We start from the raw sequence: 16,138 nt of genomic DNA on the forward strand, positions 1-16,138 counted from the left end.
AGATCGGATTGAGTTTGGTAACTTCTTGAAGGGCGTTTTGTAGGGACATGAAGCGGGCTCATAAAAACATAAGCCCGTTTCTATTACTGCTGGGCGGGCAAGTCAATTTCTTAACTGACTGGCATTAGGGCAAGCCTCGCTCCTACACGGTAAAGGCAAACAGACGGGCGGTGTCGTTTGTGGCTTGTACTTTGATGCATCAAGGCATATGCCTGTAAGTACCTTGGCTCGACACCGTATGAGGTGCCTTTCATGAACTTCGTTGAGTTGCGTGCTTATGCCATCGCCGGGAAAATCGATGAGCTGAACCTGATCTCCATGGAAGGCGGGATCTATCTGCTGGAGGCACGCATGCATGGCGCGGCGTATCCCTTGAGTGATGCCCGCGGGGAAATGTTTCACCTGCGCTCGGTCGAGCATGCGCGTGAAGTGCTTCACGATTTCCCCTCCTTGTCTTTTAACCTTGTACACACTTCTGTTCATGATGAGATGTGCGGGCTGGTTTCCGGTGTAGAAGAAAGTCTGAAGGTGCCGATTGCCTTCCGTTCTGCCTGGCACCACTGACACCTCTCATCAGCGCAACGACATCTGTGCTAGTCTGCTGGCCCTTTTGGTTCCGGGCGCTCCGGAACGCGCTGTGCACGCACGGCAAGTTCCAGGGCCGTCCGCACAGCGGAGCAGTGTCATGTCCGAAGTAAATCTGTCCACCGACGAAACCCGCGTCAGCTACGGTATTGGCCGTCAGCTGGGCGACCAACTGCGCGACAACCCGCCACCGGGCGTTAACCTGGACGCGATCCTGGCGGGTCTGACCGACGCATTCGCCGGCAAGGAAAGCCGTGTGGGTCAGGAAGAAATGTCCGCAAGCTTCAAGGTGATCCGCGAAATCATGCAAGCTGAAGCAGCAGCCAAAGCTGAAGCAGCTGCTGGCGAAGGCCTGGCATTCCTGGCTGAAAACGCCAAGCGTGACGGCATCACCACCTTGGCTTCCGGCCTGCAATTCGAAGTGCTGACCTCCGGTGAAGGCGCCAAGCCAACCCGTGAAGATCAAGTGCGTACTCACTACCACGGCACCCTGATCGACGGCACTGTATTCGATAGCTCCTACGATCGTGGTCAGCCTGCAGAATTCCCGGTCGGCGGCGTGATCGCTGGCTGGACCGAAGCCCTGCAACTGATGAACGCCGGTAGCAAATGGCGTCTGTACGTGCCGAGCGAACTGGCTTACGGCGCTCAAGGCGTTGGCAGCATTCCACCGCACAGCGTACTGGTATTCGACGTCGAGCTGCTCGACGTTCTGTAAGACCTTGATCTTGTAGGAGCGAACGGTGCGGCGATCCGACTTGCTCGCGAAGGCGGTGTGTCAGTCAACGATGATGTTGAATGTTATGGCCTCTTCGCGGGCAAGCCTCGCTCCTACAGGGTTTTGCGTCATCTTCATATTTCGATCTTGTGGTTCAGATCGCTTGTCGGGCGCAACGCCCGGGCATAGCAAAACAGAAACAGATTGCGCACCAGTTCCTTGAGCACTACCGGCTCGCTGGAACTCAAGCCGTTGACGTCCAGATCACCCTGATCCTGCAGCTCGTTCAAGGCTTCTTCTTCAAGCACCGCACAGACTTCCCCGGTTTCCCGATGCAGGATTCTGAGGTACGGGTGTGGGCGGTCCAGCCAGGCATCGATCAAATAAGTCATGGGTCTCATCTCCATTGATGGGTTTCAATGAGAATAATTCTTATTCATCAAATAGCAAGGGCCTATTGGCAGTTTGTGATTTTTTCGGGGTAAAGATTGCGTAAGGTCAAAACGACTGGCGTTTAGCTACTGCGAGGGATGGCTGGGCGACGCGGGGGAGGGTGAAGCACCATCCCACGCGCGGCGCGGGATGGAAGACAACCGATTCAAACTTTTCTGACGAACTCGGATTTGAGCTTCATGGGGCCGATGCCGTCGATCTTGCAGTCGATGTCGTGATCGCCATCGCACAGGCGGATGTTCTTGACCTTGGTGCCGACCTTGACCACCAGCGACGTGCCTTTGACCTTCAGGTCCTTGATCACGGTGATGGTGTCGCCGTCCTGCAGGACGTTGCCGACCGAATCCTTTTTCACGGTGTCATCGGAAGCCGCTTCGGCTTCGCCACTGGCGGACCACTCGTGGGCGCACTCAGGGCAGATCAGCTGCGCGCCGTCTTCATAGGTGTATTCGGAATTGCATTTTGGGCAGGGTGGCAACGTGCTCACTAAAGCTCCTTGGATTCAGGATCGCTAAAAGTCGCACATTGTATAGGGTTTATACGGGGCAGGGGCGGCACATGATTTTGTAGGAGCGAGGCTTGCCCGCGAATGCGGTGTGTCAGTCCACATCGATATCGCCTGACACGCCGCTTTCGCGAGCAAGCTTCGCTCCTACAGGGCCGCGGGTTAATGCGTGCGGGCGACCGCGAATTCACTCAATTCAACCAATGCATCGCGATACTCACTGGCTGGCAGCGCATCGAGGCATTTGATCGCGCGGGCCACGTAATCACGGGCCAGTTGCGCGGTGTAATCCAGCGAACCGGACGCTTCCACTGCTTCGCGGATGCTTTCCAGGTCTTCGATCCCGCCTTTCTGGATCGCCTTGCGCACCAGTGCAGCCTGCTCCGGTGTACCTTCGCGCATGGTGTAGATCAGGGGCAGGGTCGGCTTGCCTTCGGCCAGGTCGTCACCGACGTTCTTGCCCAGGGTTTCCGCGTCGCCACGGTAGTCCAGCAGGTCGTCGACCAGTTGGAAGGCTACACCGAGGTGATCGCCAAACGTACGCAGGGCTTCGGCCTGTTGCGGCGTCGCTTCGCACAGGGCCGCCGCACTGTGGGTCGAGGCTTCGAAGAGCATCGCGGTTTTACCGCGGATGACTTCCATGTAGGTTTCTTCGGTGGTGCTGGCGTCACGAACCTTCGACAGCTGCAACACTTCGCCTTCGGCGATGATGCGAGTGGCTTGCGAAAGAATTTTCATCACTGGCATGGAGCCCAGTTCGACCATCATCTCGAAGGAGCGTGAATACAGGAAGTCGCCCACCAGCACGCTCGGAGCGTTGCCCCACATGGCGTTGGCAGTCGAGCGGCCACGGCGCATGCCGGACATGTCGACCACGTCGTCGTGCAGCAGGGTGGCGGTGTGCAGGAACTCGATGGTTGCGGCCAGCAGACGCAGGTCATCGCCTTCGCGACCCAGGGCCTTGCCACACAGCAACACTAGTAGAGGACGCAGGCGTTTACCGCCAGCCGAGGTAATGTAATCGCCGATTTTCGATACCAGCGGCACTCGGGAAGTCAGCTGCTTCTTGATGATGCCGTCGACGGCGCTAAAATCGTCCGCCACCGCGCGGTAGAAAGCTTGGGGTTGCATCAGCGACAGTTGCTCCAGAAGGGTTGCGCGGCATGCTAGGACCCACGTCGGCGGGTGTCAAGGCACGATGGACGGCCTCTTGCATCGCCCCGGCAGCTTGCGTACAATCGCGCACCCTGAACTTCCTGGGCAGCACCTGCCTTACGCAATTGCAAACAGGCCTTCCAGCCTTATGCAGCCATGCCAGCCAATACCTCTTCTTATAAAGAGCTGGGTGAGCAGGATTATCGGAGAAATACCATGTCGTACGCAGTAATTGTTACTGGTGGCAAGCAATACAAGGTCGCCCCAGGTGAATACCTGAAGATCGAAAAACTGGAAATCGCTACCGGCGAATCCGTTACTTTTGATCGCGTTCTGTTGGTCGCCAATGGCGATGACGTGAACATCGGCGCTCCAGTTGTTGCCGGCGCTACCGTTGTGGCTGAAGTGATCTCCCAAGGTCGTCACGATAAAGTCCGCATCATCAAGTTCCGTCGTCGTAAGCACCACATGAAGCGTATGGGCCACCGCCAGTGGTACACCGAGATCAAAATCACCGGTATTCAGGCTTAATTTCAGCCTAATTCCTCACTAGGAGAATTGACTCATGGCACACAAAAAAGCTGGTGGTAGTACCCGTAACGGTCGCGACTCAGAAGCCAAACGCCTTGGCGTGAAGATGTATGGCGGCCAGGTTATCATTCCGGGCAACATCATCGTGCGTCAGCGCGGCACCCAATTCCACGCCGGTTACGGTGTTGGCATGGGTAAAGATCACACTCTGTTCGCTAAAATCGACGGCGTGATCAAGTTCGAAGTAAAAGGCGCTTTCAACCGCCGTTACGTGAGCATTGTCCCGAAGACTGAAGTCGTCGCGGCATAATTACGTAGTTGCTGGAAAAGCCCTGTCTCGCGACGGGGCTTTTTCGTTTGTGGGGTGAGTCTCTTGCAAAGCTGTTTGTGATGGGCTCCAGCGCTGGATTTTCGGTCGTTGATTGAGGTCGCTGCGCTCATTTTTGCAAGAGTCTTATGTCTGGATTTTTTCGGCTCGTCCGTATGACGAGAGGCGTTTTGTTATGAAGTTTGTTGATGAAGTATCGATTCGAGTAAAGGCCGGCGACGGCGGCAACGGTTGCATGAGCTTCCGTCGCGAGAAATTCATTGAAAACGGCGGCCCGAACGGCGGTGATGGTGGTGATGGCGGCTCGGTCTACATGATCGCCGACGAAAACCTCAACACCCTGGTCGACTACCGTTACACCCGGCACTTCGATGCCGAGCGCGGTTCCAACGGCGGCAGCACCGACTGCACCGGCAAGAAAGGTGAAGAGCTGGTGCTGCGTGTTCCGGTGGGCACCACTGTCATCGATTCTGCCACTCAGGAAATCATCGGCGACCTGACCAAGGCCGGTCAGAAGCTGTTGGTTGCACATGGCGGCTGGCACGGTCTGGGTAATACCCGTTTCAAATCCAGTACCAACCGTGCTCCGCGTCAGACCACTCCGGGTAAGCCGGGTGAGGCGCGTGACCTGAAACTGGAAATGAAAGTGTTGGCTGATGTCGGCCTGCTGGGCTTGCCGAACGCCGGTAAAAGTACCTTCATTCGCTCGGTATCGGCCGCCAAGCCGAAAGTCGCCGACTACCCGTTCACCACGCTGGTGCCGAACCTGGGCGTGGTCAGCGTCGATCGTTGGAAGAGCTTCGTGGTCGCGGACATTCCGGGTCTGATCGAAGGCGCTTCCGATGGCGCGGGCCTGGGGATTCGCTTCCTCAAGCACTTGTCGCGTACCCGTTTGCTGCTACACCTCGTCGACATGGCGCCGTTGGATGACGCCAGCGCCCCGGATGCCGCTGAAGTGATCGTCAGCGAGCTGACCAAGTTCAGCCCGTCCCTGGCTGAGCGTGATCGCTGGTTGGTGCTGAACAAGTGCGACCAGATCCTTGAAGAAGAGCATGACGCTCGCGTCAAGGAGATCGTTGATCGCCTGGAATGGACCGGTCCGGTTTACGTGATCTCGGCCATTTCCAAGCTCGGTACCGAGCGTCTGTGTCACGACATCATGCGTTACATGGAGGATCGTGCTGACCGTCTGGCTAACGATCCGGCCTACAAAGAAGAGTTGGCCGAGCTCGATCAGCGCATCGAAGACGAAGCTCGTGCCCAGTTGCAGGCCTTGGATGACCAGCGTGCCCTGCGTCGCAGCGGCGTGAAGTCGGTCCATGACATCGGCGACGATGATTGGGAGGAAGAAGATGTGGATGACGAAGACGGTCCGGAAATCATTTACGTGCGTGACTGATCCGTTGCGATAAACTTGAACGCCGCTCAATCGAGCGGCGTTTTAGTATCTGGAAATCGATCGTTGGTCAGTAATAGCCACGATTAACGTCACGGGCAGTGCCAGGTCGCGCTGTCCTCAAGCTAAGGTTGAAGATGATGCGGAGCAAGGTGACAGGTGCGCAGCGTTGGGTCGTGAAGATCGGCAGCGCTTTGCTGACGGCGGACGGCAAGGGCCTGGATCGCGCGGCAATGGGTGTCTGGGTCGAGCAGATGGTGGCTTTGCATGAAGCTGGCGTCGAACTGGTGCTGGTGTCCTCCGGGGCGGTGGCGGCGGGGATGAGCCGTTTGGGCTGGACCGTACGACCCAGTGCGATGCACGAGCTGCAGGCTGCTGCCGCCATCGGTCAAATGGGTTTGGTGCAGGCCTGGGAGTCGAGCTTTGCCGAGCATGGCCGGCATACCGCGCAGATTCTCCTGACTCACGACGACTTGTCTGATCGCAAGCGCTACCTGAACGCCCGTAGCACCTTGCGTGCGCTGGTCGAGCTGAAAGTGATCCCGGTGATCAACGAAAACGACACCGTGGTCACCGACGAGATCCGTTTCGGCGACAACGACACCCTGGCGGCGCTGGTGGCCAACCTGGTCGAGGCGGATTTGCTGGTGATCCTCACCGATCGCGACGGCATGTTCGACGCTGATCCGCGCAACAACCCCAACGCAAACCTGATTTACGAAGCGCGCGCGGATGATCCGGCGCTGGATGCTGTTGCTGGCGGTACCGGTGGCGCATTGGGTCGTGGCGGTATGCAGACCAAATTGCGTGCTGCGCGCCTGGCGGCGCGCTCCGGTGCGCATACCATCATCGTCGGCGGGCGCATTGAGCGCGTGCTGGATCGTCTGAAGGCCGGTGAGCGCATCGGCACCCTGTTGTCGCCTGAGCGCGGCATGCTGGCGGCGCGCAAGCAATGGCTCGCCGGTCACCTGCAAACCCGTGGCACGCTGGTGTTGGACGCGGGCGCAGTGACGGCGCTGTCCCAGGGCAACAAAAGTTTGTTGCCGGTTGGCGTCAAGCTGGTCCAGGGCAGCTTCCGTCGCGGCGAAATGGTGGTGTGCGTGGCGCCGGACGGTCGTGAGATCGCCCGGGGCCTGGCCAACTACAGCGCGCTGGAAGCACAAAAAATCATCGGTCAGTCGTCTGAGGCGATTGTCGGTCTGTTGGGTTACATGGCGGAGCCGGAACTGGTTCACCGCGATAACCTGATTCTGGTCTGAAGGAATATTTGAATGCGTGTGGCAAAAGGATTGTTGGGCCTGCTGTTGGCAATGCCGCTGCTGGCCTCGGCCGAAGAGATTGGCCAGGTGTCGACGGTGTTTAAATTCGTCGGCCCGAACGACCGAATCGTCGTCGAGGCGTTTGATGACCCGAAGGTCGAGGGTGTGACTTGTTACCTGTCGCGAGCCAAGACGGGCGGTGTGAAAGGGGGGTTGGGATTGGCGGAAGATCGCGCAGAAGCGTCTATCGCATGCCGCCAGGTTGGTCCGATCAGCTTCAAGGGCGAGCTGAAGGATGGTGACGAGGTGTTCAAGGAGCGCACGTCGCTGGTGTTCAAGACCATGCAGGTGGTGCGCTTCCTCGACAAGAAGCGCAATACGCTGGTGTACCTGGTCTATAGCGATCGCTTGATCGAAGGCAGCCCGCAGAATGCGGTAACGGCGATTCCGATTTTGCCGTGGACACACGCTCAATAAGTTAACAAAGATCAAAACTGTGGGAGTGAGCCTGCTCGCGATAGCGGTATAACAGTCGACATTAGTGTTGAATGTTAAACAGCTATCGCGAGCAGGCTCACTCCCACATTTTTTTGTGTGTGTCTGCCAAATCACAGGCAATAAAAAACCGACCCTGGGGTCGGTTTTTTAACAAGCTTATCGCTTATGCGGCAACAGCAAGGTTCAGAGCCTTGACGTGACCGTTCAGGCGGCTCTTATGACGAGCTGCCTTGTTCTTGTGGATGATGCCTTTATCGGCCATACGGTCGATAACTGGCACAGCCAGAACGTAAGCTGCTTGAGCTTTTTCAGCGTCTTTTGCGTCGATGGCCTTAACTACATTCTTGATGTAGGTACGAACCATGGAACGCAGGCTGGCGTTGTGGCTGCGACGCTTCTCAGCCTGTTTTGCACGTTTTTTGGCGGAAGGTGTGTTGGCCACCGTCGAGCTCCTCGAAAGACTTTTTAGGAAATAGCAAACAAAATAGGCCGCGAATCATGCCGATGAGTTGATGTCTTGTCAAGGGCGGTTGAGACGTTCCGCTAAGTGGTAGGTATAAAGAGGCGGGATATTTATTTCCGGCGCTTGACCTGTAAACTCGCGAGCTTTGGCTCTGTGCTGCTGCGGCGCGGAGTATCGCATAAGTAGGCGCTTTGTTCGCCTGCTGTTTATCGACAGGCACAAACTCTTTCAATGAATCTGCTCAAATCGTTGGCCGCCGTCAGCTCTATCACGATGCTTTCCCGGGTTCTGGGGTTCGTTCGTGACACCCTTATCGCGCGCACATTTGGCGCCGGGATGGCGACTGACGCCTTCTTCATCGCCTTCAAACTGCCCAATCTGTTGCGACGAATCTTCGCCGAAGGGGCTTTTTCCCAGGCGTTCGTGCCGATTCTTGCCGAATATAAAAGCCAAAAGGGCGAAGAGGCGACGCGAACCTTCATTGCTTACGTTTCCGGCCTGCTGACGCTGGTGCTGGCCCTGGTCACCGCGCTGGGCATGCTCGCCGCGCCGTGGGTCATCTGGGCGACAGCGCCGGGTTTCACCGATACCCCGGAAAAATTTGAGCTGACCTCGAACCTGTTGCGGGTGACCTTCCCCTATATATTGCTGATCTCCCTGTCTTCGTTGGCCGGTGCGATCCTCAATACGTACAACCGCTTTTCGGTGCCGGCCTTCGTGCCGACCTTGCTCAACGTCAGCATGATCATCTTTTCGGTGTTCCTGACACCGTACTTCGATCCTCCCGTCATGGCCTTGGGCTGGGCGGTGCTGGTGGGTGGTCTGGCGCAATTGCTCTATCAGCTGCCGCACCTGAAAAAGATCGGCATGCTGGTGCTGCCACGACTTAACCTGCGTGACAGCGGCGTCTGGCGGGTCCTGAAGCAGATGTTGCCAGCGATTCTCGGCGTGTCCGTAAGCCAGATTTCCCTGATCATCAACACCATTTTCGCCTCGTTCCTGGTCGCCGGCTCTGTGTCGTGGATGTATTACGCCGACCGCCTGATGGAGTTGCCATCCGGGGTGCTGGGCGTGGCATTGGGCACGATTCTGCTGCCAACCTTGGCCAAGACCTACGCCAGCAAGGATCGCCAAGAGTACTCGCGCATCCTCGATTGGGGCCTGCGCCTGTGCTTCGTGCTGGTGTTGCCGTGTTCGCTGGCGTTGGGGATTCTCGCCGAGCCGTTGACCGTTTCACTGTTTCAGTACGGCCAGTTCAGCGCGTTTGACGCCTCCATGACTCAACGGGCGCTAATCGCTTATTCGGTCGGTTTGCTCGGGATTATCGTGATCAAAGTGCTGGCGCCGGGCTTTTATGCGCAACAAAACATCCGCACGCCGGTAAAAATCGCGATTTTCACCCTGATCGTTACCCAATTGTTCAACCTGGTGCTGATCGGCCCGCTGGCCCACGCCGGTCTGGCCTTGGCCATCAGTGTCGGTGCCTGCATCAACGCCGGGCTATTGTTCTATCAACTGCGCAAGCAGCAGATGTATCAGCCGCAACCGGGTTGGGCGAAATTCGGCCTGAAGCTTGTGATTGCGGTGTTGGTGATGTCTGCTGTACTGCTGGCCGGCATGCATTTCATGCCGGCCTGGGATCAGGGGCATATGCTGGAGCGATTCCTGCGTCTGGGCGCATTGGTCGCTGCCGGTGTGGTCACTTATTTCGGCATGCTGCTGTTGATGGGCTTCCGTTTGCGCGACTTCAATCGCAAGGCGTTGAGCTGAGGCTTTGGCTTCGATAAACATGGGCGAACCGGCGGTTTTGTCGGCTCGATTACTTTGGGTTACGGTGTTGCCTGTCGTCGGCCGCCGGGTGTGGTTATAATCGACCACTTTATGAGCAAGAAGCGCGTTATGCAGCTGGTTCGAGGCCTCCACAACCTGCGCCCCCAGCATCGGGGCTGTGTCGCCACTATTGGCAACTTTGACGGTGTTCACCGTGGTCACCAGGCTATCCTGGCGAGGCTGCGTGAGCGCGCTATCGAGTTGGGCGTGCCCAGCTGCGTGGTGATTTTCGAGCCGCAGCCGCGAGAATTCTTCGCCCCGGACACGGCCCCGGCCCGTCTGGCCCGGCTGCGGGACAAACTGCAGCTGCTGGCCGACGAAGGTGTCGATCGGGTCTTGTGCCTGGCCTTCAACCAGCGTCTGAGCAAGCTCAGCGCCAGTGAGTTCGTCGATACCATCCTGGTCGACGGCCTCGGCGTCCAGCACCTGGAGGTTGGTGATGACTTCCGGTTCGGCTGTGACCGGGTAGGGGATTTCGATTTCCTGCAACAGGCCGGCATCGTTCAGGGCTTTACCGTTGAAGCGGCGCAAACCGTCGAGCTGGATGGCATTCGTGTCAGCAGCACCCAGGTCCGCAACGCCTTGGCCGCTGCCGATTTTGCCTTGGCCGAGCGGCTGCTCGGGCGTCCGTTCCAGATCACCGGGCGGGTCCTGCATGGCCAGAAGCTGGCGCGCCAACTGGGTACGCCAACCGCCAACATTCAACTCAAGCGTCGTCGCGTGCCACTGACCGGGGTTTACCTGGTCGACGTCGACATCGACGGCAAGACCTGGCCGGGCGTCGCCAACATTGGCGTGCGGCCCACGGTACAAGGTGATGGCAAAGCCCACCTCGAAGTACACCTTTTAGATTTTGCCGGCGATCTGTATGACCGGCGTTTGACGGTGGTTTTCCACCACAAGCTGCGTGAAGAGCAGCGTTTCGCCTCTCTGGAGGCGCTTAAGACGGCGATCAATGCGGATGTTGCCTCCGCCCGTGCCCTGTCGCACCTAGCGCCAATCGCTAATGAAGAGCCTTAAATGACCGACTATAAAGCCACGCTAAACCTTCCGGACACCGCCTTCCCAATGAAGGCCGGCCTGCCTCAGCGCGAACCGCAGATTCTGCAGCGCTGGGACAGCATTGGCCTGTACGGTAAGTTGCGCGAGATTGGCAAGGATCGTCCGAAGTTCGTACTTCACGACGGTCCTCCGTACGCCAACGGCACGATTCACATCGGTCATGCGCTGAACAAGATTCTCAAGGACATGATCATCCGATCGAAAACCCTGTCGGGTTTCGACGCGCCTTATGTTCCGGGCTGGGACTGCCACGGTCTGCCGATCGAGCACAAAGTCGAAGTGACCCACGGCAAAAACCTGGGCGCGGACAAAACCCGCGAACTGTGCCGTGCCTACGCCACCGAGCAGATCGAAGGCCAGAAATCCGAATTCATCCGTCTGGGCGTGTTGGGCGACTTCGCCAACCCTTACAAGACCATGGACTTCAAAAACGAGGCCGGTGAAATCCGTGCTCTCGCCGAAATCGTCAAGAGCGGTTTCGTGTTCAAGGGCCTCAAGCCTGTGAACTGGTGCTTTGACTGCGGTTCGGCCCTGGCTGAAGCGGAAGTCGAGTACGAGAACAAAAAGTCCTCGACCATCGACGTGGCCTTCCCGATTGCCGACGAAGCCAAACTGGCTGCCGCTTTCGGTCTGCCGTCGCTGGGCAAGCCGGCTTCGATCGTGATCTGGACCACCACCCCGTGGACCATCCCGGCCAACCAGGCGCTGAACGTTCACCCGGAATTCAACTACGCCCTGGTCGACGTCGGCGACAAACTGCTGGTGCTGGCTGAAGAGCTGGTCGAGTCGTGCCTGGCCCGTTACAGCCTGCAAGGTTCGGTCATCGCGACCACCACCGGTAAAGAGCTGGAGCTGATCAACTTCCGTCACCCGTTCTACGATCGCCTGTCGCCGGTTTACCTGGCCGATTACGTTGAACTGGGCGCTGGCACCGGCGTGGTTCACTCCGCTCCGGCCTACGGCGTGGACGACTTCGTGACCTGCAAGAAATACGGCATGGTCAACGACGACATTCTTAACCCGGTACAGAGCAACGGCGTTTACGTGACGTCGCTGGAGTTCTTCGGCGGCCAGTTCATCTGGAAAGCCAACCCGGCCATCGTCGACAAGCTGACCGAAGTTGGCGCACTGCTGCACACCACCATCATCGAACACAGCTACATGCACTGCTGGCGCCACAAGACCCCGCTGATCTACCGCGCCACCGCGCAGTGGTTCATCGGCATGGACAAAGAGCCTGTCAGCGGCGACACCCTGCGCAAGCGCGCGCTCAAAGCCATCGAAGAAACTCAGTTCGTCCCGGCCTGGGGCCAGGCGCGCCTGCACTCGATGATCGCCAACCGTCCGGACTGGTGCATCTCCCGTCAGCGCAACTGGGGCGTGCCGATCCCGTTCTTCCTGAACAAGGAAAGCGGCGAGCTGCACCCGCGTACCGCCGAACTGATGGAAGAAGTCGCCAAGCGCGTCGAAGTCGAAGGTATCGAAGCCTGGTTCAAGATGGACGCCGCCGAGCTGCTCGGTGACGAAGCGCCGCTGTACGACAAGATCAGCGACACCCTGGACGTCTGGTTCGATTCGGGGACCACGCACTGGCATGTCCTGCGCGGTTCGCACGCGATGGGCCACGAGACCGGCCCGCGTGCCGACCTGTACCTGGAAGGCTCGGACCAACACCGTGGCTGGTTCCACTCGTCGCTGCTGACCGGTTGCGCCATCGACAACCACGCGCCGTACCGCGAGCTGCTGACCCACGGCTTCACCGTCGACGAGTCCGGTCGCAAGATGTCCAAGTCCTTGGGCAACGTGATCGCGCCACAAAAGGTCAATGACACCCTGGGCGCCGATATCATGCGTCTGTGGGTCGCTTCCACCGATTACTCCGGTGAAATGGCTGTTTCCGAGCAGATCCTGCAACGCAGTGCGGACGCCTACCGGCGTATCCGTAACACCGCGCGCTTCCTGCTCTCCAACCTGACCGGTTTCAACCCGGCAACCGACATCCTCCCAGCCGAAGAAATGCTCGCGCTGGACCGTTGGGCTGTGGACCGCACCCTGCTGCTGCAACGCGAGTTGCAAGAGCACTACGGTGAATACCGGTTCTGGAACGTCTACTCCAAGATCCACAACTTCTGCGTGCAGGAGCTGGGCGGTTTCTACCTCGACATCATCAAGGACCGTCAGTACACCACTGGCGCCAACAGCAAGGCCCGCCGTTCGGCGCAAACCGCGCTGTACCACATCTCCGAGGCGCTGGTGCGCTGGATCGCGCCGATCCTCGCGTTCACCGCCGACGAACTGTGGGAATACCTGCCGGGTGAGCGTAACGAATCGGTGATGCTCAACACCTGGTACGAAGGCCTGACCGAACTGCCGGAAAACGTCGAACTGGGCCGCGCCTACTGGGAGCGGATCATGGCGGTGAAGGTCGCTGTGAACAAGGAAATGGAAATCCAGCGCGCGGCCAAGGCCGTCGGTGGCAACCTACAAGCCGAAGTGACGCTGTTCGCCGAAGACGCGCTGAGCGCCGACCTGGCCAAGCTGAGCAACGAGTTGCGCTTCGTTCTGATCACCTCGACTGCCAGCGTTGCGCCTTTTGTTCAGGCACCAGCGGACGCGGTAGTGACCGAAGTCAGCGGCCTGAAGCTGAAAATCGTCAAGTCGGCCTTCGCCAAGTGCGCCCGTTGCTGGCACTGCCGTGAAGACGTCGGTGTGAACCCGGAGCATCCGGAAATCTGCGGTCGTTGCGTCGACAACATCAGCGGCGCGGGCGAGGTTCGTCATTATGCCTAATGCTGCTGGCCGTTTCGGACGGCTGAGCTGGCTCTGGTTGAGCTTGCTGGTCCTGGTCATCGACCAGGCCAGCAAGTTTTACTTCGAAGGCTCGCTGAAGATGTACCAGCAAATCGTGGTGATCCCCGATTACTTCAGCTGGACCCTGGCCTACAACACCGGCGCGGCGTTCAGCTTCCTGGCCGACAGCTCCGGCTGGCAGCGCTGGTTGTTTGCCCTGATCGCTGTGGTGGTCAGTGCCGTGCTGGTGGTCTGGCTCAAGCGCCTGGGGCGCAATGAAACCTGGCTGGCCGTTGCGCTGGCCCTGGTGCTCGGCGGCGCGCTAGGCAATCTGTATGACCGCATTGCCTATGGCCATGTGATCGATTTCATCCTGGTGCATTGGCAGAACCGCTGGTATTTCCCGGCGTTCAACTTTGCTGACAGCGCAATTACTGTCGGTGCCGTGATGCTTGCGCTGGATATGTTCAAAAGTAAAAAAACCGGAGAAGCCGTTCATGACTGAACAGGTATTGGCTGAGCAACGCATCCGCCAGAACACGGAAGTCACCTTGCACTTTGCATTGCGCCTGGAGAACGGCGACACCGTCGACAGCACCTTCGACAAAGCCCCGGCGACCTTCAAGGTCGGTGACGGCAACCTATTGCCAGGTTTCGAAGCGGCGCTGTTCGGCTTCAAGGCGGGCGACAAGCGCACGCTGACGATTCAACCGGAAAACGCGTTCGGTCAGCCGAACCCGCAGAACGTACAGATCATCCCGCGCTCGCAGTTCAAGGACATGGACCTGTCGCCTGGCTTGCTGGTGATCTTTAACGATGCGGCCAATACTGAGCTGCCTGGCGTGGTGAAGGAATTCGATGACGAGCAAGTGACCATCGACTTCAACCACCCGCTGGCCGGCAAGACATTGACCTTTGACGTCGAGATCATCAGCGTCGTGGGTCTTTAACTTGTAGGAGCGAAGCTTGCTCGCGAAGGCGTCATCACATTCAACGTTGATGTCGAATGAGATACCGCCTTCGCGAGCAAGCTTCGCTCCTACAGGGATGTAATGTTCTAACTTCTTGCGCGCAAGACACGAGGCACAGCATGCAAATCAAACTCGCCAACCCCCGTGGCTTCTGCGCCGGTGTGGACCGGGCGATCGAAATCGTCAACCGCGCCCTGGAAGTCTTCGGGCCGCCGATCTATGTGCGCCACGAAGTGGTTCACAACAAATTCGTCGTCGAAGACCTGCGTGCTCGCGGGGCGATCTTCGTCGAAGAACTGGATCAGGTGCCGGACGACGTCATCGTGATCTTCAGTGCCCACGGCGTTTCCCAGGCTGTGCGTACCGAAGCCGCTGGCCGTGGCCTGAAAGTGTTCGACGCGACCTGCCCGCTGGTGACCAAGGTGCACATCGAAGTCGCGCGCTACAGCCGCGACGGTCGTGAATGCATCCTCATTGGCCACGCCGGTCACCCGGAAGTCGAAGGCACCATGGGCCAGTACGACGGCAGCAATGGTGGCGCGATCTATCTGGTTGAAGACGAGAAAGACGTTGCCTCGTTGCAGGTGGTCAATCCAGACAAACTGGCGTTCGTGACCCAGACCACCCTGTCCATGGACGACACCAGCCGCGTGATCGACGCCCTGCGTGCACGTTTCCCGGCGATCGGTGGTCCGCGCAAGGACGACATCTGCTACGCCACGCAAAACCGTCAGGACGCCGTGAAGCAACTGGCCGACGAATGCGACGTGGTACTGGTGGTCGGCAGCCCGAACAGCTCCAACTCCAACCGCTTACGTGAACTCGCCGAACGCATGGCCACCCCGGCTTACCTGATCGACGGCGCCGAAGACCTGCAAAAGAGCTGGTTCGACGGTGTCGAGCGTATCGGTATCACCGCTGGCGCCTCTGCTCCGGAAGTGTTGGTGCGGGGTGTGATCCAGCAGTTGCAGGCCTGGGGTGCTACCGGAGCCGATGAATTGGCCGGTCGCGAGGAGAACATCACATTCTCCATGCCTAAAGAGTTGCGCGTGCGCTCCCTGCTTTAACTTTTTTCCCTCCCGGGCACAGCGCCTGCTCAGCCTTCTCGCTGCGCAGGCTGACGCGACCGGTCGCGGCCAGCACCACCTGGAGCTGGCTGACCGGTTCGTGGGCTGCGCAAATGTGCAGCGTCCCCGCTTGAAAGGCCCGGCCAGGCATCTGTGGTTCGCCGATACGGCTGAAACGAACGTATTGCCTGACCGGCCAATTGCCGACAACGGGCACCCCGGCGCTACTCGCGTGTTCAACAAGCAGCGGATTGCTGCTGTCCTCCGGCCCTTTGCCGCTGATATCCAGAATGATTCGCCAGCCCTGACCCCAGTCGTCGTTGATGCCATGAATGACGACGGTCTGATTACGCGCGAGTGCCTCGCTTCTGGCACTGCGAATACCACTGGCAAGCGACTTCGCCGCCTCCTCGCGATGATTCGATTCTGTCAGTGATGCGAACGCCGGACTGACCAACAGCAGAACAATCCCCGCAATTGTCAGTCCCATGAGCAGTTCGATCAGGCTGAAACCTCGCTGATGCATG

The 16,138-nt window shown here is 58.6% G+C and carries 18 protein-coding genes; 13 read left to right on the top strand and 5 right to left on the bottom strand.

What is annotated here, in order from left to right; all coding sequences use genetic code 11:
* Positions 1-252: 252 nt before the first annotated feature.
* Positions 253-564, top strand: coding sequence for a DUF6482 family protein (locus EYC95_RS18950; protein ID WP_131061732.1), 312 nt, complete (start codon positions 253-255; stop codon positions 562-564).
* A 121-nt stretch (positions 565-685) separates the two neighbouring features.
* Positions 686-1,303 (top strand): FKBP-type peptidyl-prolyl cis-trans isomerase, encoded by a 618-nt coding sequence (locus EYC95_RS18955; protein ID WP_131061733.1) that lies wholly within the window; start codon positions 686-688, stop codon positions 1,301-1,303.
* 134 nt (positions 1,304-1,437) lie between these two features.
* On the opposite strand, the gene EYC95_RS18965 is transcribed toward EYC95_RS18955, so the two are convergent.
* From EYC95_RS18965 to EYC95_RS18975, 3 genes are all read right to left on the bottom strand, one after another.
* Positions 1,438-1,695, bottom strand: a complete 258-nt coding sequence (locus EYC95_RS18965; protein WP_128874481.1) for a hypothetical protein — start codon at positions 1,693-1,695, stop codon at positions 1,438-1,440.
* Between the two features lie 206 nt (positions 1,696-1,901).
* Complete coding sequence (locus EYC95_RS18970) at positions 1,902-2,243, bottom strand: zinc ribbon domain-containing protein YjdM (protein WP_010467527.1); 342 nt, start codon at positions 2,241-2,243, stop codon at positions 1,902-1,904.
* A gap of 180 nt (positions 2,244-2,423) precedes the next feature.
* Complete coding sequence (locus EYC95_RS18975) at positions 2,424-3,392, bottom strand: polyprenyl synthetase family protein (protein ID WP_131061734.1); 969 nt, start codon at positions 3,390-3,392, stop codon at positions 2,424-2,426.
* A gap of 240 nt (positions 3,393-3,632) precedes the next feature.
* Here EYC95_RS18975 and rplU point away from each other — a divergent pair, with 240 nt between their 5' ends.
* From rplU to EYC95_RS19000, 5 genes are all read left to right on the top strand, one after another.
* Positions 3,633-3,947 (top strand): 50S ribosomal protein L21, encoded by a 315-nt coding sequence (gene rplU, locus EYC95_RS18980; protein WP_003176051.1) that lies wholly within the window; start codon positions 3,633-3,635, stop codon positions 3,945-3,947.
* A 34-nt stretch (positions 3,948-3,981) separates the two neighbouring features.
* Positions 3,982-4,257, top strand: coding sequence for a 50S ribosomal protein L27 (gene rpmA, locus EYC95_RS18985; RefSeq protein ID WP_003215862.1), 276 nt, complete (start codon positions 3,982-3,984; stop codon positions 4,255-4,257).
* A gap of 193 nt (positions 4,258-4,450) precedes the next feature.
* Complete coding sequence (gene cgtA, locus EYC95_RS18990; RefSeq protein WP_131061735.1) at positions 4,451-5,674, top strand: Obg family GTPase CgtA; 1,224 nt, start codon at positions 4,451-4,453, stop codon at positions 5,672-5,674.
* Between the two features lie 137 nt (positions 5,675-5,811).
* Complete coding sequence (proB, locus tag EYC95_RS18995) at positions 5,812-6,930, top strand: glutamate 5-kinase (RefSeq protein WP_131061798.1); 1,119 nt, start codon at positions 5,812-5,814, stop codon at positions 6,928-6,930.
* Positions 6,931-6,942: 12 nt separating this feature from the next.
* Positions 6,943-7,407, top strand: coding sequence for a CreA family protein (locus tag EYC95_RS19000; RefSeq protein ID WP_010467533.1), 465 nt, complete (start codon positions 6,943-6,945; stop codon positions 7,405-7,407).
* A 184-nt stretch (positions 7,408-7,591) separates the two neighbouring features.
* On the opposite strand, the gene rpsT is transcribed toward EYC95_RS19000, so the two are convergent.
* Positions 7,592-7,870 carry a 30S ribosomal protein S20 gene (rpsT, locus tag EYC95_RS19005; protein ID WP_008154937.1) on the bottom strand — a complete coding sequence of 93 codons (279 nt, stop codon included), beginning with the start codon at positions 7,868-7,870 and terminating at the stop codon, positions 7,592-7,594.
* Between the two features lie 252 nt (positions 7,871-8,122).
* Here rpsT and murJ point away from each other — a divergent pair, with 252 nt between their 5' ends.
* The 6 genes from murJ (at position 8,123) to ispH (ending at position 15,611) form a co-directional block, all read left to right on the top strand.
* On the top strand, positions 8,123-9,661 hold the full coding sequence (murJ, locus tag EYC95_RS19015; protein ID WP_131061736.1) for a murein biosynthesis integral membrane protein MurJ: 1,539 nt from the start codon (positions 8,123-8,125) through the stop codon (positions 9,659-9,661).
* Positions 9,662-9,790: 129 nt separating this feature from the next.
* The gene (ribF, locus tag EYC95_RS19020) at positions 9,791-10,741 is read left to right on the top strand and encodes a bifunctional riboflavin kinase/FAD synthetase (protein WP_131061737.1); all 951 of its coding nucleotides are present in this window, start codon (positions 9,791-9,793) and stop codon (positions 10,739-10,741) included.
* The gene (ileS, locus tag EYC95_RS19025; RefSeq protein ID WP_131061738.1) at positions 10,742-13,573 is read left to right on the top strand and encodes an isoleucine--tRNA ligase; all 2,832 of its coding nucleotides are present in this window, start codon (positions 10,742-10,744) and stop codon (positions 13,571-13,573) included.
* Positions 13,566-14,078, top strand: coding sequence for a signal peptidase II (gene lspA / locus EYC95_RS19030; RefSeq protein WP_131061739.1), 513 nt, complete (start codon positions 13,566-13,568; stop codon positions 14,076-14,078). Before ileS ends, lspA begins: the two co-directional genes overlap by 8 nt.
* Before the next feature lie 7 nt (positions 14,079-14,085).
* Entirely contained in the window at positions 14,086-14,523 is a 438-nt protein-coding gene (gene fkpB, locus EYC95_RS19035; RefSeq protein ID WP_178083844.1) for an FKBP-type peptidyl-prolyl cis-trans isomerase, read from the top strand.
* Between the two features lie 140 nt (positions 14,524-14,663).
* Complete coding sequence (gene ispH, locus EYC95_RS19040) at positions 14,664-15,611, top strand: 4-hydroxy-3-methylbut-2-enyl diphosphate reductase (protein WP_109634961.1); 948 nt, start codon at positions 14,664-14,666, stop codon at positions 15,609-15,611.
* Here ispH and EYC95_RS19045 read toward each other — a convergent pair.
* Complete coding sequence (locus tag EYC95_RS19045) at positions 15,580-16,137, bottom strand: GspH/FimT family protein (protein WP_131061799.1); 558 nt, start codon at positions 16,135-16,137, stop codon at positions 15,580-15,582. The two genes, ispH and EYC95_RS19045, sit on opposite strands and share 32 nt — an antisense overlap.
* Position 16,138 lies beyond the last annotated feature (1 nt).

Origin of the sequence: Pseudomonas sp. BGI-2, assembly GCF_004310295.1 — a bacterium.
Classification (GTDB): domain Bacteria; phylum Pseudomonadota; class Gammaproteobacteria; order Pseudomonadales; family Pseudomonadaceae; genus Aquipseudomonas.